Origin of the sequence: Streptomyces sp. ISL-36, assembly GCF_018614205.1 — a bacterium.
Taxonomy (GTDB): domain Bacteria; phylum Actinomycetota; class Actinomycetes; order Streptomycetales; family Streptomycetaceae; genus Streptomyces.
The window spans coordinates 39,311-63,179 of record NZ_JAGGOS010000046.1; the positions used below are offsets into that span (position 1 = coordinate 39,311).

Genomic DNA, 23,869 nt, shown 5'->3' on the forward strand with positions numbered 1-23,869 from the left:
TACTTTGGGGAGTGAACTCGGGTCGGAGGGCCGCCGAAGAGCTCCGGAGGGCTTCGTATGGCGAAGGACACACCACCGCGCTGGGACCGCAGGATGCAGCAGCGGCTGGCGCGCGGTGAGGCCGCCGCGCTCGGAGAGCTGTACGACCGCTTCGCCTCGCTGGTGCACAGCCTCGCCCATCGGGTGCTCGACGACGAGGAGGCCGCCGACCAGGTCACCCGCGAGGTCTTCGGCTACATCTGGGAGAACCCCGACGCGTACGACCCCAAGCAGGGCAACCTGCGCTCCTGGGTCGCCAGGCTGACCCAGCGCCAGGCCGTGTACCGGCTGCGGCAGACGGAGGCCACGGCGTACGCGGAGACGGGCCGGGGTTCGGCGGAGGAGCTGGAGCAGAAGGTGCGCCAGGCCTCGGTCGCGGCCCGCGCGGACTACATCGTGACGTCGATGCCGGCGCCGTTGCGCGCCGCGCTGGAACTGGCGTATTTCCAGCGGCGCGACTACCGCCAGACGGCGGCGGACCTCGGGGTGACGGAGGACGAGGCGCGGCGGCGGCTGCGGCTCGGGCTGCAGTTGCTGTCGACGGCGAACACCCGCCCCCTGGAGGGCTCGTCACCGCCCGGCTACGGACGCTCGCTGTGAGCGGGGCGGACGGCGACCCCGAAGAGGTCGCGCGCGCTCCGCGGATACCGGGACCGCGGTGGGCGGCGGACGACCACGCCGACCTGTCGGCACGCCCGGCGCAGGCACAGGAACCCGCGCCGCCGGAGGAGCCGGAGGGACCGGAGCAGACGCAGGAGCCGGAGCAGACGGAGGAACCCGCGCAGCCGCAGGAGCCCCCGCCTCCTCCGCCTCCTCCGCCGCCCCCTCCTCCGCCGCCGCCGTCATCGGCGGCGCTTCCGACGCACCGCGTGCTCAAGTCCCTCCTCGGGGCCTGGGCGCTGTCCGCGTGTTCGGCGGAGGAGACCCAGGCGGTCGAGGACCATCTCACCGAGTGCGCCCCGTGCGCGGACGAGGCGCTGCGGCTCCGGGACGCGGTCGGGCTGCTGCACACCGATCGGGACCTCGACCTCGACCCGCTGCTGCGCTCCCGGGTCCTGGAGAACTGCCTGGGCCGGCGCCCCGCCCGTATCCCGGTGCCCGACTGGGCGACTTCGTACGACGCGGAGACGGCCCGGCTCGACGCGCTGCTGCGGGACATCGGCGAGTCGGAGTGGCACGCCCCGGTGCGCCTGAAGTGGTTCGAGGGCGAGCGGCCGGTGAGCCGCAGGACGTCCGTCGCCGGGGTGATCGGGCATCTGCTGGCGGTGGACGGCCTGGTGTCGGCCGCGCTCGGTCTGGACGATCCGCTGGGGACGGGGACCGCGCAGGTGGCGCCGACGGAGCGCACGGAGGCGTACTGGCAGGGTTCGTACCACCCGCCGACCCGCGGGGTGCACGAGCCGTGGCGCGAGCAGAGCCACACGCTGATCCGGACGGTCTCGTTCGCGGGACGGGGTGTCGCGGACCTGACGGTGACGTACGGGGACTTCGCGCTGCCGATGCGGGACTCACTGCTGGAGCGGGCCTTCGAGTGCTGGGTGCACGCGGACGACATCGCGAACGCGGTGGCGTATCCGTACGAACCGCCCAGCGGCGCGCATCTGCACGGCATGATCGACCTGGCGGCCCGGTTGCTCCCGGCGGCGCTGGCCGGCCGCCGCCGCTCGGGCCTCGCCTCCCCGTCCCGCCACCTGGTCGCGGCGGGCGCCCCCGGCCGCTCGCTCCACCTGGAGATCGAGGGCTCGGGCGGCGGCCACTGGTACATCGCCCTGGACTCCCCCGCGGCCGTCGGCTCCCCGGACCACGCGGTGGCCCAGGTGGCAATGGACGGCGTCGAGTTCTGCCAGCTGGTGGCGGGCCATGTCCCGCCGGAGGAGGCCGCCGCGGGCCAGGACGGCGACCGCGAGGCGATCCGCGACGTCCTCTTCGCGGCGGCGACCCTGAGCCGGCTGTAGCCGGGAGAGGCAGGACTACGCGAAGACCACCGTGCGGCGGCCGTTGAGGAGGATCCTGCGCTCGGCGTGCCACTTCACCGCGCGGGCCAGCGCCTGGCACTCCACGTCGCGGCCGATGGCCACCAGCTGGTCGGGGGTGACCTCGTGGCCCACCCGCTCGACCTCCTGCTCGATGATCGGGCCCTCGTCGAGGTCGGCCGTCACGTAGTGGGCCGTCGCGCCGATCAGCTTCACACCCCGGGCGTGCGCCTGGTGGTACGGCTTCGCGCCCTTGAAGCTCGGCAGGAAGGAGTGGTGGATGTTGATGATCCGGCCCGACAGCTGCTTGCACAGGTCGTCGGAGAGGACCTGCATGTAGCGGGCGAGCACCACCAGCTCGACGTTCTCCGCGCGGACGAGCTCAAGGAGCTCCGCCTCGGCCTCGGCCTTGGTGTCCTTGGTGACCGGCATGTGGCGGAACGGGATGTCGTACGAGCCCACCAGCTCCGCGAAGTCCGTGTGGTTGGACACGACCGCGACGATCTCGACCGGCAGCGCCCCGATGCGCGAGCGGAAGAGCAGATCGTTCAGGCAGTGCCCGAACTTCGACACCATCAGCACGACCCGCATGCGCTGGTCGGCCCGGTTGATCTGCCAGTCCATCTCGAACGAGTCGCCCACCGCCGCGAAGCTCGCGCGCAGCTTGTCCACCGTGACCGGCGCCTCCGCCGAGAAGTGGACGCGCATGAAGAAGAGACCCGTGTCCCGGTCTCCGAACTGCTGGCTGTCCTCGATGTTGCAGCCGGTGATGAAGAGATAGCTCGACACGGCGTGCACGATGCCCTGTTTGTCCGGGCAGGAGAGCGTGAGGACGTACTGGTCAGTCATCCTCGTAGGGTGCCACACCCGGCGGGGCGGACAGGGTCCCCGTCCGTCAGGCGGACCGCGTCATGATACGGAGCACGTCCAGCGAGCGCGGGGGCGTGTCCGGGTCCTCGCCGTCCGCCGACGCCAGCCGTACGTGGGCCTCGCGGGCGGCGCGCACGGCCTCCGGCCACCCGTGGTGCTCCATGTACGCGGAGAACGGCGCGTCGGGGCCCACCTGGTGCATGATCCGCAGCACCCGCAGCACCGCCACGTCCACCAGGGCGGCCTCGCCCGAGTCGCGGAAGATCGTCCCGACGTACTTCTCGGCGGACCAGTTGTCCAGCCAGGTGTCCTCGACCAGGCGGTAGACGGCGTCGGTGACGTCGCCGTACCCGTCGTGGCCGGCCAGCCAGGTCGTCTCGTGGAACCCGGGATCGGAGAGCATGTGCAGCGCCGAGCGCACGTTGCTGCGCCAGCGCCACCACGGCATGTCGTTGAGCGGCATGCCGCCCATGGTGGAGGAGCGACGGCCGCGACGGGAAGAGTTCACCGAACTGGAGAGTGGACTGGACACGTTTCGATCGTACGTTCCCCCCTGGCGCGGGCGGACCGGCCCCCTGGCCCGCCGCTCGCCGGCCCCGGCAATTCACCTTCACGTCACTCCACGTTGAACCATGCTCACTCCCGCGTTACCCATGAGGCGGAAATGTGCATGCCCATGACCGGTAGGCGACTGACCTCACTCCTCGCGTATCTCACGACGGCGGCGGCCGGGGCGTCGCTGCTCACCGGCTGCGGCGTGCTCCCTGGTACCACGGGGGGATCCAGGGAGCCCGTCACGGTGATGACCTGGGCCCCCGACGGCACGCGCGCCACGAACATGCCCGGCATGCCCGCCATGGCCGAGGCGTACGCCCGCTGGGCGAACGCGACCGGCGGCATCGACGGCCACGAGCTCCGCATCCTCACCTGCAACGAAGAGAACACCTCCGCCGGCGCCGCGGCCTGCGCCCGCCGGGCCGTCCACGAGAAGGTCGTCGCCGTCGTCGGCTCGTACAGCCAGAACGGCCGCGCCTTCATGGCTCCCCTGGAGGCCGCCGGCATCCCGTACATCGGCGGCTACGGCATCTCCGAGGACGAGTTCACCAGCCCGCTCTCCTACCCCGTCAACGGCGGCCAGGCCTCCCTCATGGCCGGTCACGGCATGCAGCTGGCCGAGTCCTGCCGCAAGGTCTCCCTCGTCCGGCCCGACACCCTCGCCGGTGACAGGCTGCCCGCCCTCCTCAACTCCGGCCTGCGCAAGAGCCGGCACCAGGGAGCCACCGACATCCCCGCCGTCGAGGACGCCGCCGAGTACACCCAGCAGGCCGGCCGGGCACGCACCAAGGCCGGCCGCCGGGACGGCTGCGTCGCCGCCGTCCTCGGTGAGCGCACCCAGACGTTCTTCGACTCCTTCCGGCGCCTGCCCGAGGACGCACGGAGCACGACCGCCGGGGCGGACGGCACCGGGAACGACGACGCGAACGACGACGCCAAGGGTGAGGCGAAGGGCGATGACGCCGTCCGGATCTCCTCCGTGCTCGGCAGCGTCAGCCAGCCCGTCATCGACCGGACGGGCGGTGCGCGCAGCCCCTTCGAGGGCGCGTACGTCACCGGCTGGTACCCAGAGGCGAACGACGCGCGGTGGGCGCCGATGCGGAAGGTGATCCAGCGGCACGCGTTCGCCGACAACCGGGTCGACCCGGCCGACGCGGGTGTCCAGACGACCTGGATCGCCTACACCGTCCTGCGGAAGGTGGTCGAGTCGCTCGACCGGGACTCGATCACTGCGGGCGCCGTCTCGCACGCCCTCGACCGGGGTGTCAGCATCGACACCGGCGGCCTCACGCCCGAACTGCGCTGGCGGTACGAGGACATGCTCGGGGCGCCCGGCTTCCCCCGGATCGTCAACCACGAGGTGACGTTCCAGGTGGTCCGCCAGGGGCGGCTCGTGGCGCAGAAGCCCGGCTTCGTCGACGTCGGCGAAACCGTCCTCACCGCCCCGTAGCCCGCCCTCACGCCGCCCTGCGGAGACGACCTGGCCCTGCGGAGACTCCCTAGAGCTGGGTGGGGGTCCGCTGCGTCAGTCCGTACTTCACGGCGGTCGGGTTCCACAGCCCGGCCGCCTCCTTCTTGGCGGTCGTGGCCTCGCCGCTCTTCTTGTGCGCCTCGACCGCGTGGTTGGTGCTCCGGGCCTTCCCGTCCTTGCAGGCCTTCTTGCCCTTCATCTGGACGGCCCAGGCCGCGTAGTGGTCGTCGGCGGACGCCGAGGCCTGCCACGCCTTGGTGAGGGAGGCGGTCAGGGCCGCGTTCTGCGGCAGCTTGTCGACCCTCAGGCCCTGCAGCCGGGTCACCAGGCCGCGGCGCTGCTGAGCGGCGCCGCGCAGATCGGTGGCGGCCTGGTCGAGGTTCTTGCACTGCTTGATGGCCTCGACCGAACGGATCACCGCGTCACGGCTGTTGTTGCTGTCCGCGAGCAGCTTGTCGAGCTCCTTCGCCTGCGGTTCGGCGGGGTCGGCGGGCTTCTCGGTCGAGCCGTCGGCCGGGGCGCTCGAACTCGCCGCCACGGTCTGGCCCGGGACCTTGTCCTTCTCCTTCTCGTCCTCGCCGCCGCTGAGCAGCGCCCCGGCGCCCAGGCCGACGATCGCGCAGCCGACGACGACGGCGGCGATCAGCGCGACGGGCGACTTGCGGCGCGGCTCCGGCGCCTCGTCGTACCCGTCCTGGTAGGAGGCCTGGGGATAGGCGTCCTGGAACGGGGAGGGCTGCGGCGGAGGCGTGTGCGGGGCGAACTGCTGCTGGGGGTACTGCTGTTGCCGCGGCGGCCGGGCCATCGGCGGCTGCTGCTGCGCCTGCGGGGGCTGCGGCATGTGCTGCGTCGCGTCGCTGCGGAAGAGGTTGTCGAACTCCGCGGGCGGCTGCCGTTCACCGGGCGTCTGCGGCGGTACGGGCGCGATGTACTGGGTCGCGTCGGAGGCGCCGACGGGCTGACCGGGGGCACCCTGCTGGTGCAGCGGACCGGTGCCGAGGAACTGGGTGTCCGAACCGCCCTGTGCGGCGACGGGCGGGATGTGCTGGGTCGCCTGCAGGTCGGCGGCGGAGGGGCCGGGGGCGGCGGGGGACGCCTCCCAGGGCGCGGGCCCCGCGGGCGGATAGCCGTAGCCGCCCTGCGGCGGCTGGTGTCCCGGCTGCGGGTGCGCGCCCGGTATGGAGCCCGGCGCACCGGGCATGGCGCCCGGCATCGGGCCGGGCAGGGGCCCGGGCCCGGCGGCCGGGGGCGCGTTCTGCGGCGGGACGGGCGCGATGTACTGGGTCGCCTGCATGTCCGCGACGCCGCCCGGTACGGCCTCGGGCGGCAGCGGCTGCGCCGGCGGCAGGGGCCGGCCCTGCGGTGCCCCGCCGGGGCCCCAGGCACCGCCCCACGGCTGCCCGCCGGCCGGGCCTGCGGCCGGGCCGGTCTCCACGCCGCCCTCGGCGGGCAGCACGACACCTTCGTGCGCGGGCCGCGCCGCCGGATACTGCGGCTCCGGACCCTGTCCGCTTTGCGTCACCGGGACTCCTACTACTGGACCTACGGAATCGTCGGTTCACGCTACCGGGTGCGTCCGGCGCCGTGCACACGCGTGTGAGACCGGTTACAGACCCACAACGAAGCCGCCCGTGACCGTCGTACCGACGCGTCCCCTTCCCCTGCCGCGAAACGGGCCGGTCGGCCGAGGTGGAGTCGCCGTCACGCCGCGTGCAGCGCGAGACGCGCCCCGAACTCCTGGACCGCCGGCTCCCCCGCGTACGGCTCCAGCCGTTCCTTGAGGTCGTCCAGATACTCCGCGCCGCGCGAGGACCGCAGCGTCGCCAGGAGCTCCAGGGCCCGCGTGCCCGTGTGGCAGGCCTGCTCCACCTCCCGCCGCTGGACCTGCGCCGACGCGAGCAGGACCAGGCCGATCGCCCGGCGTCGCGCGCGGGTCGGCGGATGGCCGCTCAGCGACTCCTGGGCCGCCCGGGCCGCCTCCTCCGCCTGCCCGAGGTCGCGGTGGCAGTGGGCGAGCTCGTCCGCCAGATAGGCGTGGTCGAAGTGGGCGATCCAGTCCGGGTCGTCGCCCGACTCCGGGTCCGCCCGCTCCAGGGCCCGTACGGCCCGCCCCGCGACGGCCTCGAAGGAGTGGACGTCCCCGAGCAGCGCGTGCCCGCGGGCCTCCGCCGCGCAGAACATCGCCTCCGCCCGAGGTGTCACCCGCCCGCGCGCTCCCTCCTGCGCCGCCCGCGCCAACTGGGCGATCTCCCGGGGGTTTCCGAGCTGCGCGGCCAGATGACTCATCGAGGCGGCGAGCACATACCCGCCGTACCCGCGGTCGCCCGCCGCCTGGGCCAGTCGCAGCGCCTGGATGTAGTACCGCTGGGCGAGCCCCGGCTGGCCGGTGTCCACCGCCATGTACCCGGCCAGCTCCGTGAGCCGCGCCACCGCCGCGAACAGCTGCCGTCCCACCGCGTCGCGGTACGACCCCGAAAGGAGCCCGGCCACGACGCTGTTGAGGTAGTGCACCACCACCGGCCGGACGTGCCCCGAGCCGAACCTGCGGTCCAGGTCCACCAGCGCCGCGGTCATCGCGCGGACGGCCGCGACGTCCGAGACGCCCACCCGCGCCCCGGCCGACCGGGCGACCTGGGCGTCCGCGCCCGTGATCAGCCAGTCCCTGCTCGGCTCGACCAGCGCGGAGGCCGCCACCGTCGAACCGGAGAGGAAGTCGCGGCGTCCCACGTCGCTGCGCCACAGCTCGCAGACCTGCTCGATCGCGCCGAGCACGGTCGGCGCGAACTGCAACCCGACCCCGGCGGCCAGGTTCTTGCCGTTCGCCATGCCGATCTCGTCGATGGTGACCGTACGTCCGAGCTTCCGGCCCAGCGCCTCGGCGATGATTCCCGGCGCCCGGCCGCGCGGCTGCTGCCCGCGCAGCCAGCGCGCCACCGACGTCTTGTCGTACCGCAGGTCGAGGCCGCGTTCCGCGCCGACCATGTTCACCCTGCGGGCGAGGCCGGCGTTGGAGCACCCGGCCTCCTGGATGAGCGCCTGCAGTCTTTCGTTCAGCTGACGAGCGACGAGTGGTCTGGCCGCCATGACTACCCCCTGAGGCCGGTGTGCGAGCGAGAGAACTGATCACTGCCCGGCGGATATATGGTCAATGCCGATGTGAACACGCGAAACCGGACGCATCGGCCATGGCGCCGCGGCCGATCCCCACCTGTGGCTACCCCTCCACCGCTCCCCGGCCGCATGCGCGCCCCCGTCCGTGCACCCATGCGCCCCGGCGTGCAGGATCGATGCGCCACACCGCTCTTCGCCTCGCCCGTAACCCCAGGTGACGGCGGGAGTTGAGTTCACCGTGGAAGAGACCATGGGAGTCACGGAAGCCGCACACATCCCCAAGCAGCGAGGAGAGCAGCTGCTGGACTGCGCCGTGCGGTATGCGGAAGAGCGGCATTGGGACGTGTTCCCCGGCACCTGGCTTGAAGCCGTGGAGGGCAGGGAGCGCTGCTCCTGCGGGACGGACGGCTGCGTCGCAGCCGGCGCCCACCCGGCCAGGCCCGACTGGTCGACGCAGGCGACCGGCAGCGCCGTCGGCGCCCGGCGCATGTGGTCGAAGCAGCCCAAGGCCTCGATCCTGCTGCCGACCGGCCGCACCTTCGACGCGATCGAGGTCCCCGAGTCGGCCGGCTTCCTGGCGCTGGCCCGGATGGAGCGCATGGACCTCACGCTCGGCCCGGTGACCTGCACCCCGGACCGCCGGATGTTCTTCTTCGTCCTGCCGGGCGCGGCCACCAAGGTCCCCGACCTGGTCCGCAAGCTGGGCTGGGCCCCGGCCTCGATCGACCTGGTCACCCGCGGCGAGGGCCACTACGTCGCGGCGCCGCCCACCCGGGTCGGCGGGCACGGAGCCGTGCAGTGGGCTCGGCGGCCGACCCCGGCGAACCGCTGGCTGCCCGACGCCGAGGAGCTCATCAGCCCGCTCGCGTACGCGTGCGGCCGGGAAGCGGCGGCGGCGAGGGCTCGCAGGCCCTGAGAGAGGGCCCGCGGACGCCCCTTAGGGTGTGCCCCGTACGTATACGGGGACGACCGAGGGGTTGACGGGGCATGCCTGACCAGGCATTTGACGGAGTGTACGAACAGGCGGGCCGCGCACCGGACGACGGTGCGGTGCCCGCCGTTCGCGTCGAGGGGCTGTGGAAGCGCTTCGGGCAGCAGATCGCGGTGAGCGGCATCGATCTCGTCCTGCCGGCGGGCAGGTTCATCGGGCTCGTCGGGCCCAACGGCGCCGGCAAGACGACCACGCTGTCCATGATCACCGGGCTGCTGCGGCCCGACCACGGGCGGGTGCTGGTCGCCGGGCACGACGTCTGGCGCGACCCGGAGTCGGTCGCCGAGGTCAAGGCCCGGATCGGCATCCTGCCGGAGGGGCTGCGGCTCTTCGAGCGCCTCTCGGGCCGCGAACTCCTCGCGTACAGCGGGCGGCTGCGGGGGCTGCCCGGTGCCGAGGTCGACAAGCGGGCCGCCCAGCTGCTCGACGTCCTGGACCTGGCGGGCGCGCAGAACAAGCTGGTCGTGGACTACTCGACCGGTATGCGGAAGAAGATCGGGCTCGCGGCGGCGCTCCTGCACAACCCGGAAGTCCTCTTCCTCGACGAGCCGTTCGAGGGTGTCGACCCGGTGTCGGCGCAGACCATCCGCGGGGTTCTGGAGCGGTACACCGGCTCCGGCGCGACCGTCGTCTTCTCCAGCCATGTGATGGAGCTGGTGGAGTCCCTGTGCGACTGGGTCGCGGTGATGGCCGCGGGCCAGATCAGGGCCCAGGGCCCGCTCGCGGCCGTGAAGGGCGACGCGCCGTCGCTGCAGGCCGCGTTCCTGGAGCTGGTGGGCGCGGGCGGGCGGGAAGCGGCCGGGGACTCGCTGGACTGGCTCGGCGGGGGCGGCGCCCGATGAGCACGGCCACCACCGCACCGCCCTCCCTCACCTCCGTCTTCGTACGGCTCAAGCTGGCGCTGCTGCGCAACGGCCTGCGGCAGTCGGCGGGGCGGACGGCGGCGTACGTCTCCTCGATCGTGGTCTCGGTCCTCTTCGCCACGGGGATGACGCTCGCCTTCGTCCTGATGCGGGGCAGCGTCCACGCGGGCACCGTCACGGTGCTGATGACCGCGGTGCTCGCGCTCGCGTGGACGGTGATGCCGCTCTTCGTGTCGAGCGGTGACGAGACGCTCGATCCGTCGCGGCTCGTGATGCTGCCGCTGCGGCCCCGGCTGCTGGTACGGGCCCTGTTCGTCGCCTCGCTCGTGGGCATCGGCCCGGTGTTCACGCTGTGTCTGGCGGTGGGCGCCGCCCTCGCGGTGGTGCGGGGCGCCGCGGCGACCGTGACGGCGGTGATCGCCGTGCCGCTCGTGGTGCTGGTGTGCGTGGCGCTCTCGCGGGCGGTCGCGGCCGCCAACGTACGGTTGCTGACCTCGCGCAAGGGCCGTGATCTGGCGGTGCTGAGCGGGCTGCTGATCGCCGTCGGCATCCAGGTGGTCAACTTCGGCGTCCAGCAGCTGAGCCGGTCCGGCGGCCTGTCCACTCTGGAGCCGGCGGCGGAGGTGGTGTCGTGGCTGCCGCCCGCCTCGGCCGTCGCGGCCATGGAAGCGGCGGGCGAGGGCGCGTACGCCGTGGCCGCGGCCCGGCTGCTGCTCACGGCGGCCGCCCTGGCCGCGCTGGTGTACTGGTGGCAGCGGAGCCTGGTCAGGCTGATGACGAGGCCGGACGGTTCGACGATCGGCGCGACCGCCGACGCCGGGGCCCGGGACAAGGGCGGCTCGGGTCTCCTCGCGCGGCTGCTGCCGGCCGGACGCACGGGTGCGGTGATGGAGCGCGGCCTGCGGTACATCTGGCGCGATCCGAAGACGAAGGGCGCCTGGGTCTCCTCCCTGGCGATCGGGTTGATCGTGCCGCTGGTCAACGCGCTCCAGGGGACGGGCTCGGTCTACTTCGCGTGCTTCGCCTCGGGGATGCTCGGGATCCTGATGTACAACCAGTTCGGTCAGGACACCTCGGCGTTCTGGATGGTCGCGCAGACGATCTCGACGCCCGCGGACGCGTACGCCGAGCTGCGGGCGCGGGCGCTGGCCCTGCTGGTGATCACCCTTCCGTACACGGTCGTGGTGACGGTGGCGACGGCGGCGGTGCTGGGCGACTGGTCCTCGCTGCCGGACGCGCTGGGCCTGGCCTTCGCGCTGCTGGGGGCGATGCTGGCGACGGGTGCGATGGCCTCCGCCTCCTTCCCGTACTCGATCCCGCAGGACAGCGCGTACAAGAACGTGGCTCCCGGGCAGGGCGGGCTGGCCTGGATGTCGATCCTCGGCGGGATGCTCGCGGCGGCGGTGCTGTGCGCACCGGTGATCGGGGCGACGGTCTACCTCCACCTCGCGGACGAGGAGTCCCTGTTGTGGGTGCTGCTCCCGGGCGGCGTCCTGTACGGCGCCCTGCTCGCCTGGGGCGGCCTGAGGCTGGCGGCACCCCGGACGGCCGGGCGGCTGCCGGAGATCCTGGCGGCGGTCAGCAAGGGGTGAGTCCCGACGGGCAGTGGGCCGCCGGGTCGGCCCACTGCCCGCGCGGTCACACTGTGACGGCCGATCGGGCGCCGTACAGGGGCACCTGACACACAGAGAGATTCGGGCGACGTGGCCATTTCCTCCCTCTCCAGAGCCGTCCGGCGGGTGACGGCGCTCGCCGCCGCCGCCCTGCTGATGACCTTCGGCGTGGCGTCGTCCGCCCAGGCCGACGTCGTCTCGCCGTCGACCGCGCCCTCGGTGCGGATGCTGACCTACAACGCCTGCGGCGCCGCGTGCGCGCACACCGGTGTCACACCGGGCGAGTGGGCCGGGACGATCCAGAGCGCCGTGGACCACTGGTCCGCCGACTCCCTCATGCTCACCGAGGTCTGCTACGGGCAGTACGCCGCCCTGCGCGACCGTCTCACCGGGTACGCGCCCGCGTGGTACGCGACGAGCAGCGGGCCCAGCGGGTGCGGCAAGTGGGGCACCGACCTGCGCTTCGGTCTCGCGGTCTTCGTCAAGACCTCCTCCGTGGAGCGACTGACCGCGCAGCTGCCGGCCAACCCGGAGGACAGCAACACCCGCGGCCTGCTCTGCGCCAAGGGCGCGATCGAGGGGCGCACGACGCTCTCCTGCGTGACGCACCTGTCGCACCGCGGCGACAGTGGCCGCCTGGCTCAGGCCCAGGAGGTCCGCAGGCAGGTCGACGCCTGGGCGGGGACCCTGCCCGTGATCCTGGCGGGCGACTTCAACGCGGCCCCGGTCAGCCCCGAGACGAGCGAGTTCTACGGGTTCCAGGGCGGTACGGGTCGTTACGGCGAGGTCGACGAGAGCGACCAGGACTACTTCCACTCCGGCTGCACGGGCACCTACTGCCGCTCCGGAGAGACGACGCATCCGAACGGGAAGCTGGACTACATCTTCGTCTCGGCGGATCACTTCCGGTCCGTGCAGGGCGACGCCATGGGCAAGACCGAGAACATGTCGGACCACAACCTCCTCCGGGGCGCCGCGGCCTGGGAGTAGCGGGTCCGGGGCGGGTCCGAAGGGTGGCCTTCCGGTCGACCAGAGAGGCCGGCGAGTGTTCCAGGGGTGAACCAATTCCCTAAAGCCCCAGGTCACCGGGTCGTTCGAGGTTGTACCACTGGGGCACTTCCGGCCGTCGGAGCCGCCGTGACGGCTCGGCACACCCCTCCTCAGCTGCCCGAACGACCAATCGGTCGGGTACTGGAAGGGCATGCGGAATGGTCGCGGCCGGAAAGTTGCGGCGGATGTGCGATCACGCTGAGCGCCGACAAGACTCCCTTCCGCAATCGCACCCGCATCCGAAAAGGAGTCATTTCGTGCGTTACCTCCGCAGCACCCGTGCCGCCACCGCCTTCGCCGCCGCAACCGGCCTCGCGTTCGTCGGCACGGCCCTCACCGGCAGCGCGTACGCCGAGCCCGCCAAGCCGGCCTCCCTCTACCCGCCGTCGGCGATCGTGCTCACCCTCGGCCAGGGGGAGTCCGCCGCGACCGCCTCGGTCCGGCGCGCGGTGACCCTGGACTGTGCCCCCCTGCCGGGAGGCAGCCACCCCTCGCCCGCCGCCGCGTGCGCCGAACTGGCCGCGGCCGGCGGTGACCTCGGCCTCCTGACGGCGATACCGGGCAACCGCCCGTGTACGCGCGAGTGGGACCCGGTCACGGTCACCGCCGACGGCGTGTGGGAGGGCCGGCGGATCAGCTGGTCGGCCACGTACGGCAACGCGTGCGAGATGCGGTCCAGGGTGGCCGAAGGCGCCGTCTTCTCCTTCTGACCGGCCGGACCGTGCCCCAGGCGCGTGAACTTGCGGGCCCCCACCCGAGGGTGGGGGCCCGCCCGTTTTCCGCGTGTGGCCTCCGAGCGGCTTGAAAGGGGCGCTGATTCGATACGCTCTCGCTCGACTTCGGAGCACCGGCACGCTCCGGATCGCCGCTAGCAGGGGGATGGTTCCTTATGAGCAGTGCACCTTCGGCCGACCTTTTCCAGCCACTGAAGGCGGACGACCCGGCCGTGGTGGGCGGGTACCACCTCGCGGCCGTGCTGGGCTCGGGTGGCATGGGCAAGGTGTACCTCTCGTACACGCCCGGCGGCCGGCCCATCGCCCTCAAGGTGATCCGGCCCGAGTTCAGCGGCGACGCCGAGTTCCGGCGGCGCTTCCAGCAGGAGGTACGGGCCGCGCAGCGCGTGCAGGGCCTGTACACCGCCCCGGTCATCGACTCGGACACCGAGGGCTCGCAGCCCTGGCTGGCCACCGCCTACGTGCCGGGGCCCTCCCTCGCGCACGCCGTGGCCCAGCACGGCGGACTGCCGCTGCGCAGTGTGCTGCTGCTGACCGTGGGGGTCGCCGAGGCCCTCAACGTCATCCACGGCGCCGGCATCGTCCACCGCGACCTGAAGCCCGCCAACGTCCTGCTGGCCTCCGACGGCCCCCGGGTGATCGACTTCGGCATCGCCCGCGCGGCCGACTCCACCGCCCTGACCAGCACCGGCGTCAGCATCGGCACCCCCGCGTTCATGGCGCCCGAACAGGCGGCGGCCGGCACGATCACCCCCGCCACCGACATCTTCGCCCTCGGGCAGATCGCGGCCTACGCGGCGATCGGCGCGCCCGCCTTCGGTGACGGGCCCTCCCACGCCGTGCTCTACCGCATCGTGCACGAGGACCCCGACCTCAGCAGACTGCCCGACGAGCTGCGCCCCCTGGTGACGCGCTGCCTCAGCCGCGACCCGGCCGATCGCCCCGCCCTGACCGAGGTCATCGAGCTGTGCCACGCCATCTCGCCCGACCCGCTGCGCCAGGGCGAGGACTGGCTGCCGAAGGCGATCGCCGGGTCGATCACCGAGCGGCTGCAGCTGCCCGCACCGGTGAAGCCCCCCGCGCCGGCCCCCGTCACCCCCACCCCGACCGAACGCTCCCCGCAGCATCCGGCGCCGGGCGCCGGAGCCCCGCCGTACCCGCCCACCGTCGGCGCGGCGGCCGCGGCTCCGACACAGGCGGCTCCGGGTGCCCCGGCCGCCCCCGCCATGCCGCCCCGGGCCCCGGGTGCCACTGCCCCCACCGCTCCGGGCACCCAGGGCGGCCCGGGCACGATGCCGCCCGGCTACCGGACGCCCTACCCCGGCTACCAGAACGCGCCCGGGTACCAGAACCCGCCCGGGTACGGGCCGGGTTACCGCACCCCGCCGCCCTTCCATCCCGGCGGCTTCCCGCCCCAACCGCCGAAGCCCAAGCGGACAGGGCTGATCGTCGCCGCGTCCATCGTGGGCGCGATCGTGCTCCTGGGGGTCATCGGGTCCCTGCTGCCCGACAGCCCGAAGGACAACAAGTCCGCGTCGTCCGGAGGTACTTCGAGCACGGGCGGCACGAACACGGGCGGGTCCGGCACCGGCGGGTCGACGGACGCGACGGACGGGACCCAGCCGCGGACCGACCCCAAGCCGGTCTCGTACAAGAACGTCGACATGACGGGGAACTACTACCTCATGCTCGCCGACAACCCGCCGCGCCCGACCGAGGACACCGAGAGCGGCGTGCTCTACGGCCACGGGGACCTGTTCTACTACCACGACTCCATGTTCGGGGAGGACAAGCTGGGCACCGCCAACGGGAAGCTGGTCCTGTTGAACAACGCCCAGAAGGGCTCCCTGGAGACCTGCCGCGCCGAGACCCGCTACACCGAGCGGATCGGTCTCGACCAGCTCACGAACGGCTCGCAGATCTGCGTCCTCAGCGACGCGGGGCACATCGCGGTGGCGACCTATCGCGGCAAGTCGGGCGCGAAGGACCCCAGCAAGTACGTCACCGTCGACCTCACGATCTGGCGCAACGCCGCCGACCCCAAGGAGAGCTAGACCGCAGAAGAGCCGGCGGGCCAGGGAGCGGGCCTGGACGGTGTCCGCCCGCCCGACGCGCCGGCCGTGGCGTACCGGCCCGGAGTCGTGCCCGTGAGCCGCTTGAAGTGCCGGGTGAGGTGCGGCTGGTCGTGGAAGCCCGCGGCGGCCGCCACCTCACGCGGGGGCTGTCCGTCGAGCAGGAGGCGGCGGGCCAGGTCGACGCGCCGGGACACCACGTACTGGTGCGGGGCGATGCCGAAGGCGCCGCTGAAGGACCGTACGAGATGCGCGGGGTGGGTGTGGAGCACGCCCGCGGCCTCGCCCAGGGTGATGCCCTCGACCATCCGCGCGTCGAGGAGGTCACGCAGACGCCGGGCGACGCCGTGGTCGGGCGCCGCGCTGCCGAAGGCCGGGCTGGGGCGCAGGTGCGCGCGCAGCCGCTCGCCGATGAGGGCCAGGCGGCTCTCCGCCTCCAACTCCTCGCCCGGGCCGGTGAGGACCGTGTGCAGCTGTCCGACCCGTCTGCGCAGCAGGGGGTCGGCGAGGTCCGGGCGGTCCACCGCCGGCCCGATGAAACGCTCGTCCAGTTGCGTCATGTCGAGGTAGAGCACGCGTTTGCGGAAGCCGCCGGGGGTGGCGGGCGAGCCGTTGTGCGGCACCTGCGGCGGGAGCAGGCTCACGGTGTCCTTCGGTGTGCCGTGCTCGTGGCGGTCCAGGTCGTAGCGGACCGCGCCGTCGTCGACGATCAGCAGAGTCCAGGCGTCGTGGACGTGCATGGGGTAGGCGTGCTCGGTGAAGCGGGCGTGGAACACCTCCACCACGCCCGGGACCGGCGGGCGCCAGGCTGAGATCTCCTGCCGCGGCATCACGCAAAGAACGTACAAGACGGGGAGGACACGCGGACCGCAGTCTCGGACCATGAGAATCGAGAACGATGACGCGCCTGTCCGCTTCGACACCAAGATCGCCGTCCTGCTGCGCGACGACCTCGAGTCCTGGCAGCGGCTGAACGTGACCGCCTTCCTCGTCAGCGGGCTCGGCACGGCGGCGCCCGAGGTGATCGGCGAGCCGTACGCGGACGCCGACGACACCGCCTATCTGCCGATGTTCCGCCAGCCCGTCCTGGTCTTCGAGGGAGGGAAGGAGACGCTGACCGCCGCCCACGGCCGTGCGCTGTCCCGCTCCCTCCTGACCGCCGTGTTCACCTCGGACCTGTTCGGCACGGGCAACGACCGGGACAACCGGGCCGCGGTGCGCGCCGTGGGCGGAGACCAGCTCGATCTGGTGGGCATGGCCGTGTACGGGCCGCGGAACGCGGTGGACAAGGTGCTCAAGGGCGCGCGGATGCATCCCTGAACGGCGTGGTGGTAGGAGAAGTGGCGGTACGAGAAAGGGCCTCCGCCCGGAGGCGGAGGCCCTTCGCGCCGTGGATCAGAAGGCGCCGTTCAGGCCGTGCCATTCCGTGTTCACCGGTTCGCCGGTGCCCAGCGCGCCGGTGCCGGTGCCCGGGTACGTGACCAGGCAGCCCACTCCGCGGCATGCCTCGTTGACGTAATCGGCCTTGGAGACGGTGGCCAGGTCGAAGTGGCCGTCGCCGGTGAAGTCACCGACACCGAGGAAGGTCTCCATGGTGTTCCAGCCGCCGGAGCCGATCAGCACACGGGGCCCGAGGTAGCCGGCCTTGCCCGGGTAGAGCCAGAGCTTGCCGGTGGAGGGCTCGCGGGCGATCAGGTCGGCCCGGCCGTCGGTGTTCATGTCGCCCGCTCCGACGAGAGCGTTCATGCCGTTCCAGCCGCCGCTGCCCAGGAGCGTGCGCGCGCCCAGGCCGCCGGTGGTGGTGCCGGGGTAGAGCCACAGCTTGCCGGTGGACTGTTCGACGGCCAGCACGTCCGAGCGGCCGTCGCCGGACAGGTCACCGAACGCGGCCATCCGGCTCATGGCGTTCCAGCCGCCGGTGCCGATCAGCACGCGCGCCCCGAGGCTTCCGGTCCCGGTGCCCGGGTACAGCCACAGCTTGCCGGTGGCCGCCTCGCGGGCGATCACGTCCTCGCGGCCGTCACCGCTGAAGTCACCGTGCCGGATGAGGGCGTTGAAGGCGTTCCAGCCGCCGGTGCCGACCAGCTGTCCCGTCTGGTCACCGGGCAGGAACCAGAGACGGCCCGCCTTGTCGCGGACGAGAACGTCCGCCCGCTTGTCGGCGTTCAGGTCGCCGAAGCCCGCCGCCTGCGGCGCGGTCGCCGCGTACCAGGCCGGGTAGGCGGGGTAGTTGCATTCCCGCTCGGTGCGGACGAACTTCACCGAGCTGACGGAGTTGCTTCCGGGACCGCCCCACTCGGTACCCGCGGGGTCGGGCTCCCTCGACCACCCCGTGCCGCCGTAGTTCGTCTCGTCGTACATGCAGACGAACTGGGACGTACGGTTGACGACCGAGCGGAACGTGTTGTCCCACGTCCCGAGCGTCGCCACGTTCGTGTTCGTCTTGTACATCGTGCCCGTGCCGTTGTCCGTCTTCCAGGCACAGAAGTAGCCCGACGGGCAGTCGCTGATCGCGGCCTGCGCGGGCGCGGCGCCCGCGCCCAGGAACCCGGCAGAGGTGAGCCCCAGCGCCGTGGCCACCGTGGCCAGGCGCCGCAGCAGAGATGTGCGCATTGATTTCCCTCCCTGACGCGGCGCGGAGAGATGCTCTCGACGCGCCGCGAGAGGGACGTTATCGCGTGCCGCGGTCACTCCACCGCGCGGGTGACCATCTGGTGCAGCAGACCTGCTTCCACGAAGGGGTCCTCTTCCGTCGGACGGGAGCGCCAGCCGAGGGGCCAGGTCAGTCCGTCGATCGCGGGGATGCCGATGAAGGCGGCGCCTCCGTCGCTCCGGGTCAGCGCGCGGGCGGGAGCCGGCCAGCGGTGGGCGGCGGCGGTGCCGGGCGGGAGGAGGAAATAGAAGTTCCGGTCGCGGGTGAGCTCGCGGACGATGGGACCGGCCTGGAAGTCCGTGAACGCCATCAAGCGGTACGCGACCTCCTCGCCGAGGATGCCGCTGATCCGTACGGCGTCGAAGTGCACGCCCACGTGCCGGAGGGCGTGACCGGTCGCGGGTACCCAAGGCGGCACTCTGTCAAGTGACTTGCGCGAATTCATGCGGCCAGCTTCCCGACCCGGCTCTACTGTGACCAGCGCCACAGGCTGTTTGTGGCGGACTGTGCACTTGGGGAGGTCGGGCGTGAACAACGGAAACAACGTGAGCCCTGGGGCCGCGAAGGCCTTCGGGAGACTCCTGCGCTTCTACCGGGAGCGGGCAAAGGTGTCGCAGGACGTACTGGGCAAGGAGACCGGATATTCCAAGTCCCAGGTGGCCATGATCGAGCGCGGGGAGCGCCGGCCGAGGGGGAACTTCGTCGGGGTCGCGGACGAGCTGCTGAGTGCACAAGGTGCACTTCTGGAGGTCGCGGAGGAGGTGACGGCGAGCGGGGTGGCGGCGTGGTTCGAGGACTACCTGGTGGAGGAGGCCAAGGCGGCGGGCATCCACAAGTACGAGAACCATGTGATTCCCGGCCTGCTGCAGACGGAGGAGTACGCACGGGCCGTCTTCGACAGCGCGGTCCCGTCGCTGGAGGACGAGGAGATCGAAGCGAGCGTCGCGGCTCGGCTGGCACGGCAGCAGGTGTTCTTCCGCAAGCCCGCACCTCTCGTCACCTTCGTCCTGGAGAAGGCGGCGCTCACCAAGCCGCTGGGCGGCAAGGACGTCGTCCGGAAGAATCTGCTGCATGTGCGCGAGTGTGCGGATCTGCGGAACGTCACGATCCAGGTGATGCCGGAGGACCGGCTGACCCATGCCGGGCTCGATGGCTCCTTCACTCTGCTGGAGACCGCCGAGCGCCGCAGTCAACTCGTCTATGTCGAAGGACAGGGCGGAAGGTACTTTCTCAGCGAACAGCCGGATGTGGGGGACGTCTTCGCTCGCTATAGCGCCCTGCGGGCCCAGGCCCTCACCCCGGAAGATTCCGCACGACTCATCGAACAGGTGGCACGAGAGCTATGAGCACCGACCTCAACTGGTTCAAGAGCAGCTACAGCGGTAGCCAAGGCGGCGACTGCGTCGAGGTCGCCATCTCCTGGGCCAAGTCGTCCTACAGCGGCGGCCAGGGCGGCGACTGCGTCGAGGTCGCCGCCTGCCCCCACACCGTCCACGTCCGCGACTCCAAGGACACGACCCGCCCCTCCTTCGCGGTCTCCCCCGCGGCCTGGGCCTCGTTCGTCTCGGCGACGTAGAAAGCCGTGAAGGCCTCCGCCCCAAGGGGGGAGGCCTTCACGTGGTCAGAGATCGGGTCAGGACGTGAGGACTCCGTTGAGGAACGGCTCGATCGCCTCGCGCCAGGCCTCGGGGTGGTCGTAGTGGAGGAGGTGGCCGGCGTCCGGGATCTCCGCGTACTCGCCGTGGGGCAGGACGCGGACCATCTCCTGGGCCTCCGCGCGACCCAGTTCGCCGTCCAGGCCGCGGACGACGAGGGTCGGGCAGCGGACCTGGGCGAGGGAGTCCCAGTGGGCGTCGTGGACCCAGGTCGCGCGGGAGGTCAGCATCTGGGCGGGGTCGAAGACCGGGTACCAGCCGTCGGGGCCCTCGGTCATCACCTCGGCGAAGAAGTCGCCGCGGGCCGGGTTCGGCCGCTCGACCCACGGGTCGTCCTCGGCGAACCACTTCCGTACGTCGCCGAGCGAGGCGAAGGGGACGGGCCAGCGGCGGAACCAGTCCTGCCATTCCCGCTGCGAGGCGGCCCCGAGGGCCGAGGCCCGCATGTCGCAGATGACCAGCGCACGCACCAGGTCCGCTCGCTCGGCGGCGAGCTGCCATGCGGTGAGGGCGCCCATGGAGTGGCCGATGAGGGTGACCGGCCCGAGGTCGAGCTGCTCGATCGCGGCGGCGGCGTCGGCGACGTACGCCTCGCGGGTGAAGGGGCCGGCGGCGGGCTTGTCGCTGGCGCCGTGCCCCCGCTGGTCGAGGGCGACGGTCCGGTGGCCTGCGGCGAGCCAGCGGGCGGTGGGCGCCCAGTGCGAGGCGCGTCCCATCAGGCCGTGGAGCAGTAAGACCCCGGAGCCGTGATCCTGGGGATCGCGCTCCGCTCCGCGGCCGTGGCGCCGCCCCCGTCCCTTCCCCTGCTCCGTGAACTCCCAGGCAGCCAGGCGTACGCCGTCGGCTCCGGTCACGTCGAGACGTCTGACCATGTTCCCTGGCACCCCCTCTTCCCATCGAGCGTGTCGAGCGTCGCCAGACTATCGAACTTGTATTCGAGAATGCGGTTCTGCCACACAACACCCCTCGTTCGAGTGACGGCGCTCAAGGATTGACGGGCGTCGACGAGGGGAGATCTTCAGCGGGAGGCGGACCGCTCGGGGAAAACGGTCCGAAGGGAATGACCCTGGGAGCTCGGGGCTCCGGGTCAGCACAGGGGAGGACAGGCCCCGGCGCCCATGGGCGCCGGGGCCCTCTGTCTGTTCACGCACCGCCTGAACACACACCGCCCCGGACGTCTGCATCGCACACCCCTCCCCGGCCGTACGGCTGCACCCAGACTGGCACGCCGAGGGGTGGGGCGTGGTGATTCCGCCGTAAAACGGGCCGCCCGGTCCTGCGGGGGAGCCGGCCCGTCCGGAGAAAGCCCTACTTCTTGGCGACGAAGACGTGCGCCGCCACGTCGGCGGCCAGCTCGGCCGCCTCGCCGCTGCTGCCGACGAGGACACCGCCGGCCGACTCCGTCACGCTCACCACGGAACCGGGCTGCACGCCCGCCCGCCGCAGCGTGTACATCAGCTGGGCGTCCGTCTGGATCGGCTCACCGATCCGGCGGACGATCACCGTCTTGCCCTCCTGGCCCGCGTCCAGGTCGGCCAGCGACACCATGGAGTCGTCCAGGAAGGACTCCGCCTCGGCCTTCTCGCCCAGCTCCTCCAGGCCCGGGATCGGGTTGCCGTACGGCGACTCCGTCGGGTGCCGCAGCAGCTCGAGAACGCGCCGCTCCACGGCCTCGCTCATCACGTGCTCCCAGCGGCAGGCCTCCGCGTGGACCTGCTCCCACTCCAGGCCGATCACGTCGACGAGCAGACACTCGGCGAGGCGGTGCTTGCGCATCACGCGCGTGGCCAGACGGCGGCCCTCCTCCGTCAGCTCCAGATGACGGTCGCCCGCGACGGTCACCAGGCCGTCACGCTCCATGCGGGCCACCGTCTGGCTCACCGTGGGGCCGCTCTGGTCGAGCCTCTCCGCGATCCGGGCGCGCATGGGGACCACACCTTCCTCTTCCAGCTCCAGGATGGTGCGGAGATACATCTCCGTGGTGTCGATCAGTCCGGACATACGTGCCCCTCGATGAGTCGTGCGCTGGCCCTGCTGCAATTCTGACGCATCGCACCGACAACCGTGCCGCCCCCGGGTCGGGCGGTATTGACAGAGCAATGGTCCAGACCGCACCGTGATCCGCGACACCAGCGAGAAGGAGCTTCGGGAATGGGCGACAGCGCGCGCGAGTCCAAGCTGGCCGGGCAGTTCTTCGATGCCGCGATCGGCCTGCTGCGGCAGGTCCGGGACGAGGACGCCGAGGAGATCGCCGCCGCGGGCACCGCGATCGCCGAGGCCGTCGCCGCGGGCGGCCGGCTCTTCGCCTTCGGCGCGGGCCACTCCTCGCTGGCCGCCCAGGACGTCGTCTACCGGGCGGGCGGCCTCGCCCTGATGAACCTGCTCGCGGTGCCCGGCGTCGTCGGCGTCAACGTCATGCCGGCCACGCTCGGCTCCGCCCTGGAACGGGTGGACGGCCTCGCGGGCGCGGTGCTGGACTCCTCGCCCGCCACGGCGGGGGACGTCCTGATCATCGTCTCGCTCTCCGGCCGCAACGCCCTGCCGGTGGAGATGGCGATGAACGCGCGGGCGCTCGGCCTGACCGTGATCGGCGTGACCTCGGTGGCGTACGCGACCGAGACGAAGTCCCGGCACGTCTCGGGGACGTACCTGAAGGACCACTGCGACATCGTCCTCGACTCCAAGATCGCCATCGGTGACGCCGAACTCACCCACGAGTCCATCGAGGCGCCCTTCGCCCCGGCCTCCACGGTCGTCACCAGCGCGCTGATGCAGGCCGTGATGGCCGCCGCGGTCGAGGAGATGGTCCGGCTGGGCATCGAGCCGCCGCTGCTGCGTTCGGGGAACGTGGACGGCGGACACGAGTGGAACGGGCGCGTGATGACCGAGTACCGGGACCGGATCTTCTTCCGCCACTGACACCCGGCGCCCTACTAGGGGGCGAAGACCACCCGGACCGTCAGGCCGCCGCCCTCCGCGTTCGCGGACGCCGTCGCCGTCGCGCCGTGCGCCCGGGCGATGGACTGGACGATCGAGAGACCCAGGCCCGCGCCCTCGCCGGGGGCGTGGGCGCGTTCGGTCAGGCGGCGGAAGGGCTCGAAGAGCAGCGGGACGGTGGCGGGCGGGACCGCCGGGCCGGTGTTGACCACCTCGATCACGCCGGGTCCCGTACGGACCCGGACGCGGCCCTCCGGAACGTTGTGGCGTACGGCGTTCGCGACCAGGTTGTGCACCAGCCGGTCCAGCAGCACCGCGTCGCCACGTACCGTCAGCGGCCGGACGTCGACCGAGACACCCACCCCGCGCTCCGCGGCCTCGGGCGCCAGCGCGTCCACCGCCTTGCGGACGGTCTCGTGCACCGCCACCGGCCGCCGTTCCCGCAGACCCTGGTCACAGGCGGCGAGCAGCAGCAGGCCGTCGATCATCCGTTCGCTGTCGTCGGCGACCTCGATCAGTTTCGCCCGGATGCGGGCGACCCGCTCCGGGCCGGGCTCCCCCGCGAGTCCGATCTCGGCGGCCGCCCGCTGCACGGCCACCGGGGTCCGCAGCTCGTGGGCCGCGTTCGCGGCGAACCGCTGCTGCGCCGACACCAGCTGCTCCATGCGCCCGAGCATCCCGTCGAAGGTGTCCGCGAGACGCTTCAGCTCCCCCGGCGGTCCGTCCAGGGCGATCCTCTCGTGCAGGTTCTCCCCGGACAGCCGGCGGGCCGTGTCGGTGATCACGGCGACCGGCCGCAGGACCCGTCCCGCCATCCACCACGCGAGGACGACGGACAGGACGGCGTACACCGCGAGGACGGTCAGGGAGACCGTCAGCAGCCGTTCCAGGGCGGCGCTCTCGGCCGCGTCGCTCACCCGGCTGGTGATCGCGAGCCCCTGGCTCACCCCGGGCGGCAACGGTCCGGGGCTCGCCGGCCGGGCCGTCTCCCAGAGGGGGGAGGCGGTCGGCGCGGGCAGCTCGTCCAGCCGCCGGGCGGGTACGGCGCCGGTGACGGCGACGCTGATCGACGAGTACAGGCCCTCCTTCACCAGCAGGTACACCACGCCGGTGAGCAGCGCCCCCGCCAGCAGCAGCAGCCCGCCGTAGAGCGCCGTGAGCCGGGCTCGTTCGCCGCCCGTCAGGCGTCGCGCCAGGCGTGAGGCGGGGCGTGAGGCCGGGCGGCGCGTCAGGCCTTGCGTCAGGTGTGTCAGGCCTTGCCTCAGGCCTCGCGTCGGCACGC

23 protein-coding genes are annotated in these 23,869 nt (G+C 72.4%); 13 read left to right on the plus strand and 10 right to left on the minus strand.

Annotation, left to right across the window (positions count from 1 at the left end; genetic code table 11):
* The first annotated feature begins 57 nt into the window (after window positions 1–57).
* The gene (locus J7E93_RS12200) at window positions 58–639 is read left to right on the plus strand and encodes a sigma-70 family RNA polymerase sigma factor (protein WP_215068385.1); all 582 of its coding nucleotides are present in this window, start codon (window positions 58–60) and stop codon (window positions 637–639) included.
* Window positions 636–1,994 carry a zf-HC2 domain-containing protein gene (locus tag J7E93_RS12205; protein WP_215068387.1) on the plus strand — a complete coding sequence of 453 codons (1,359 nt, stop codon included), beginning with the start codon at window positions 636–638 and terminating at the stop codon, window positions 1,992–1,994. Before J7E93_RS12200 ends, J7E93_RS12205 begins: the two co-directional genes overlap by 4 nt.
* Before the next feature lie 15 nt (window positions 1,995–2,009).
* Here the strand turns inward: J7E93_RS12205 and purU are convergent, their stop codons facing one another.
* Together purU and J7E93_RS12215 are read right to left on the minus strand one after the other, a co-directional pair.
* Window positions 2,010–2,861 (minus strand): formyltetrahydrofolate deformylase, encoded by an 852-nt coding sequence (purU, locus tag J7E93_RS12210; RefSeq protein WP_215068389.1) that lies wholly within the window; start codon window positions 2,859–2,861, stop codon window positions 2,010–2,012.
* Window positions 2,862–2,907: 46 nt separating this feature from the next.
* Window positions 2,908–3,354: a hypothetical protein gene (locus tag J7E93_RS12215; protein WP_215068623.1), complete on the minus strand. Its 447-nt coding sequence runs from the start codon at window positions 3,352–3,354 to the stop codon at window positions 2,908–2,910.
* Window positions 3,355–3,558: 204 nt separating this feature from the next.
* On the opposite strand from J7E93_RS12215, the gene J7E93_RS12220 reads away from it, so the two are divergent.
* Window positions 3,559–4,887, plus strand: a complete 1,329-nt coding sequence (locus J7E93_RS12220) for an ABC transporter substrate-binding protein (protein WP_251066432.1) — start codon at window positions 3,559–3,561, stop codon at window positions 4,885–4,887.
* A 49-nt stretch (window positions 4,888–4,936) separates the two neighbouring features.
* Here J7E93_RS12220 and J7E93_RS12225 read toward each other — a convergent pair whose 3' ends face one another.
* Both J7E93_RS12225 and J7E93_RS12230 read right to left on the minus strand, forming a co-directional pair.
* Entirely contained in the window at window positions 4,937–6,430 is a 1,494-nt protein-coding gene (locus tag J7E93_RS12225; RefSeq protein ID WP_215068392.1) for a hypothetical protein, read from the minus strand.
* Window positions 6,431–6,609: 179 nt separating this feature from the next.
* A complete protein-coding gene (locus J7E93_RS12230; RefSeq protein ID WP_215068394.1) occupies window positions 6,610–7,992 on the minus strand; it encodes a transcriptional regulator in 1,383 nt (460 codons plus the stop codon).
* A gap of 265 nt (window positions 7,993–8,257) precedes the next feature.
* Here J7E93_RS12230 and J7E93_RS12235 point away from each other — a divergent pair, with 265 nt between their 5' ends.
* The 6 genes from J7E93_RS12235 (at window position 8,258) to J7E93_RS12260 (ending at window position 15,324) form a co-directional block, all read left to right on the plus strand.
* Window positions 8,258–8,935: a bifunctional DNA primase/polymerase gene (locus J7E93_RS12235; RefSeq protein ID WP_215068396.1), complete on the plus strand. Its 678-nt coding sequence runs from the start codon at window positions 8,258–8,260 to the stop codon at window positions 8,933–8,935.
* A 71-nt stretch (window positions 8,936–9,006) separates the two neighbouring features.
* Window positions 9,007–9,852: an ABC transporter ATP-binding protein gene (locus J7E93_RS12240; RefSeq protein ID WP_215068398.1), complete on the plus strand. Its 846-nt coding sequence runs from the start codon at window positions 9,007–9,009 to the stop codon at window positions 9,850–9,852.
* Complete coding sequence (locus J7E93_RS12245) at window positions 9,849–11,465, plus strand: transporter (protein ID WP_215068400.1); 1,617 nt, start codon at window positions 9,849–9,851, stop codon at window positions 11,463–11,465. The genes J7E93_RS12240 and J7E93_RS12245 overlap by 4 nt, the downstream gene beginning before the upstream one ends.
* 111 nt (window positions 11,466–11,576) lie before the next feature.
* On the plus strand, window positions 11,577–12,476 hold the full coding sequence (locus J7E93_RS12250; RefSeq protein WP_215068402.1) for an endonuclease/exonuclease/phosphatase family protein: 900 nt from the start codon (window positions 11,577–11,579) through the stop codon (window positions 12,474–12,476).
* Between the two features lie 317 nt (window positions 12,477–12,793).
* Window positions 12,794–13,246: an SSI family serine proteinase inhibitor gene (locus J7E93_RS12255; protein WP_308368401.1), complete on the plus strand. Its 453-nt coding sequence runs from the start codon at window positions 12,794–12,796 to the stop codon at window positions 13,244–13,246.
* Between the two features lie 179 nt (window positions 13,247–13,425).
* Window positions 13,426–15,324: a serine/threonine-protein kinase gene (locus tag J7E93_RS12260; protein WP_215068406.1), complete on the plus strand. Its 1,899-nt coding sequence runs from the start codon at window positions 13,426–13,428 to the stop codon at window positions 15,322–15,324.
* Here J7E93_RS12260 and J7E93_RS12265 read toward each other — a convergent pair.
* On the minus strand, window positions 15,321–16,172 hold the full coding sequence (locus J7E93_RS12265) for an AraC family transcriptional regulator (protein ID WP_251066449.1): 852 nt from the start codon (window positions 16,170–16,172) through the stop codon (window positions 15,321–15,323). The two genes, J7E93_RS12260 and J7E93_RS12265, sit on opposite strands and share 4 nt — an antisense overlap.
* A 52-nt stretch (window positions 16,173–16,224) precedes the next feature.
* Between J7E93_RS12265 and J7E93_RS12270 the strand changes: the two genes are divergently transcribed.
* Window positions 16,225–16,662 carry a DUF2000 domain-containing protein gene (locus J7E93_RS12270; protein ID WP_215068410.1) on the plus strand — a complete coding sequence of 146 codons (438 nt, stop codon included), beginning with the start codon at window positions 16,225–16,227 and terminating at the stop codon, window positions 16,660–16,662.
* 75 nt (window positions 16,663–16,737) lie between these two features.
* Here the strand turns inward: J7E93_RS12270 and J7E93_RS12275 are convergent, their stop codons facing one another.
* Both J7E93_RS12275 and J7E93_RS12280 read right to left on the minus strand, forming a co-directional pair.
* Entirely contained in the window at window positions 16,738–17,955 is a 1,218-nt protein-coding gene (locus J7E93_RS12275; protein WP_215068412.1) for an FG-GAP-like repeat-containing protein, read from the minus strand.
* 74 nt (window positions 17,956–18,029) lie between these two features.
* Entirely contained in the window at window positions 18,030–18,371 is a 342-nt protein-coding gene (locus J7E93_RS12280) for a hypothetical protein (RefSeq protein ID WP_308368404.1), read from the minus strand.
* 151 nt (window positions 18,372–18,522) lie between these two features.
* Here J7E93_RS12280 and J7E93_RS12285 point away from each other — a divergent pair, with 151 nt between their 5' ends.
* Window positions 18,523–19,341, plus strand: coding sequence for a helix-turn-helix transcriptional regulator (locus tag J7E93_RS12285; RefSeq protein ID WP_308368406.1), 819 nt, complete (start codon window positions 18,523–18,525; stop codon window positions 19,339–19,341).
* Entirely contained in the window at window positions 19,338–19,571 is a 234-nt protein-coding gene (locus J7E93_RS12290) for a DUF397 domain-containing protein (RefSeq protein ID WP_215068417.1), read from the plus strand. Before J7E93_RS12285 ends, J7E93_RS12290 begins: the two co-directional genes overlap by 4 nt.
* A gap of 57 nt (window positions 19,572–19,628) precedes the next feature.
* Here J7E93_RS12290 and J7E93_RS12295 read toward each other — a convergent pair whose 3' ends face one another.
* Complete coding sequence (locus J7E93_RS12295; RefSeq protein WP_215068419.1) at window positions 19,629–20,522, minus strand: alpha/beta fold hydrolase; 894 nt, start codon at window positions 20,520–20,522, stop codon at window positions 19,629–19,631.
* A 436-nt stretch (window positions 20,523–20,958) separates the two neighbouring features.
* Window positions 20,959–21,651 (minus strand): metal-dependent transcriptional regulator, encoded by a 693-nt coding sequence (locus J7E93_RS12300; RefSeq protein WP_215068421.1) that lies wholly within the window; start codon window positions 21,649–21,651, stop codon window positions 20,959–20,961.
* 150 nt (window positions 21,652–21,801) lie between these two features.
* On the opposite strand from J7E93_RS12300, the gene J7E93_RS12305 reads away from it, so the two are divergent.
* On the plus strand, window positions 21,802–22,569 hold the full coding sequence (locus J7E93_RS12305) for an SIS domain-containing protein (protein ID WP_215068423.1): 768 nt from the start codon (window positions 21,802–21,804) through the stop codon (window positions 22,567–22,569).
* Window positions 22,570–22,583: 14 nt separating this feature from the next.
* Here the strand turns inward: J7E93_RS12305 and J7E93_RS12310 are convergent, their stop codons facing one another.
* Window positions 22,584–23,771: an ATP-binding protein gene (locus J7E93_RS12310; protein WP_215068625.1), complete on the minus strand. Its 1,188-nt coding sequence runs from the start codon at window positions 23,769–23,771 to the stop codon at window positions 22,584–22,586.
* Between the last annotated feature and the right edge of the window lie 98 nt (window positions 23,772–23,869).

Coding starts and splice junctions, on each gene's coding strand:
- J7E93_RS12200 (WP_215068385.1), top strand. CDS start 58: ATGGCGAAGGACACACCACCGCGCTGGGACCGCAGGATGCAGCAGCGG.
- purU (WP_215068389.1), bottom strand. CDS start 2,861: ATGACTGACCAGTACGTCCTCACGCTCTCCTGCCCGGACAAACAGGGC.
- J7E93_RS12215 (WP_215068623.1), bottom strand. CDS start 3,354: ATGGGCGGCATGCCGCTCAACGACATGCCGTGGTGGCGCTGGCGCAGC.
- J7E93_RS12220 (WP_251066432.1), top strand. CDS start 3,559: ATGACCGGTAGGCGACTGACCTCACTCCTCGCGTATCTCACGACGGCG.
- J7E93_RS12230 (WP_215068394.1), bottom strand. CDS start 7,992: ATGGCGGCCAGACCACTCGTCGCTCGTCAGCTGAACGAAAGACTGCAG.
- J7E93_RS12240 (WP_215068398.1), top strand. CDS start 9,007: ATGCCTGACCAGGCATTTGACGGAGTGTACGAACAGGCGGGCCGCGCA.
- J7E93_RS12245 (WP_215068400.1), top strand. CDS start 9,849: ATGAGCACGGCCACCACCGCACCGCCCTCCCTCACCTCCGTCTTCGTA.
- J7E93_RS12260 (WP_215068406.1), top strand. CDS start 13,426: ATGAGCAGTGCACCTTCGGCCGACCTTTTCCAGCCACTGAAGGCGGAC.
- J7E93_RS12265 (WP_251066449.1), bottom strand. CDS start 16,172: ATGCCGCGGCAGGAGATCTCAGCCTGGCGCCCGCCGGTCCCGGGCGTG.
- J7E93_RS12270 (WP_215068410.1), top strand. CDS start 16,225: ATGAGAATCGAGAACGATGACGCGCCTGTCCGCTTCGACACCAAGATC.
- J7E93_RS12275 (WP_215068412.1), bottom strand. CDS start 17,955: ATGCGCACATCTCTGCTGCGGCGCCTGGCCACGGTGGCCACGGCGCTG.
- J7E93_RS12290 (WP_215068417.1), top strand. CDS start 19,338: ATGAGCACCGACCTCAACTGGTTCAAGAGCAGCTACAGCGGTAGCCAA.
- J7E93_RS12295 (WP_215068419.1), bottom strand. CDS start 20,522: ATGGTCAGACGTCTCGACGTGACCGGAGCCGACGGCGTACGCCTGGCT.
- J7E93_RS12300 (WP_215068421.1), bottom strand. CDS start 21,651: ATGTCCGGACTGATCGACACCACGGAGATGTATCTCCGCACCATCCTG.
- J7E93_RS12305 (WP_215068423.1), top strand. CDS start 21,802: ATGGGCGACAGCGCGCGCGAGTCCAAGCTGGCCGGGCAGTTCTTCGAT.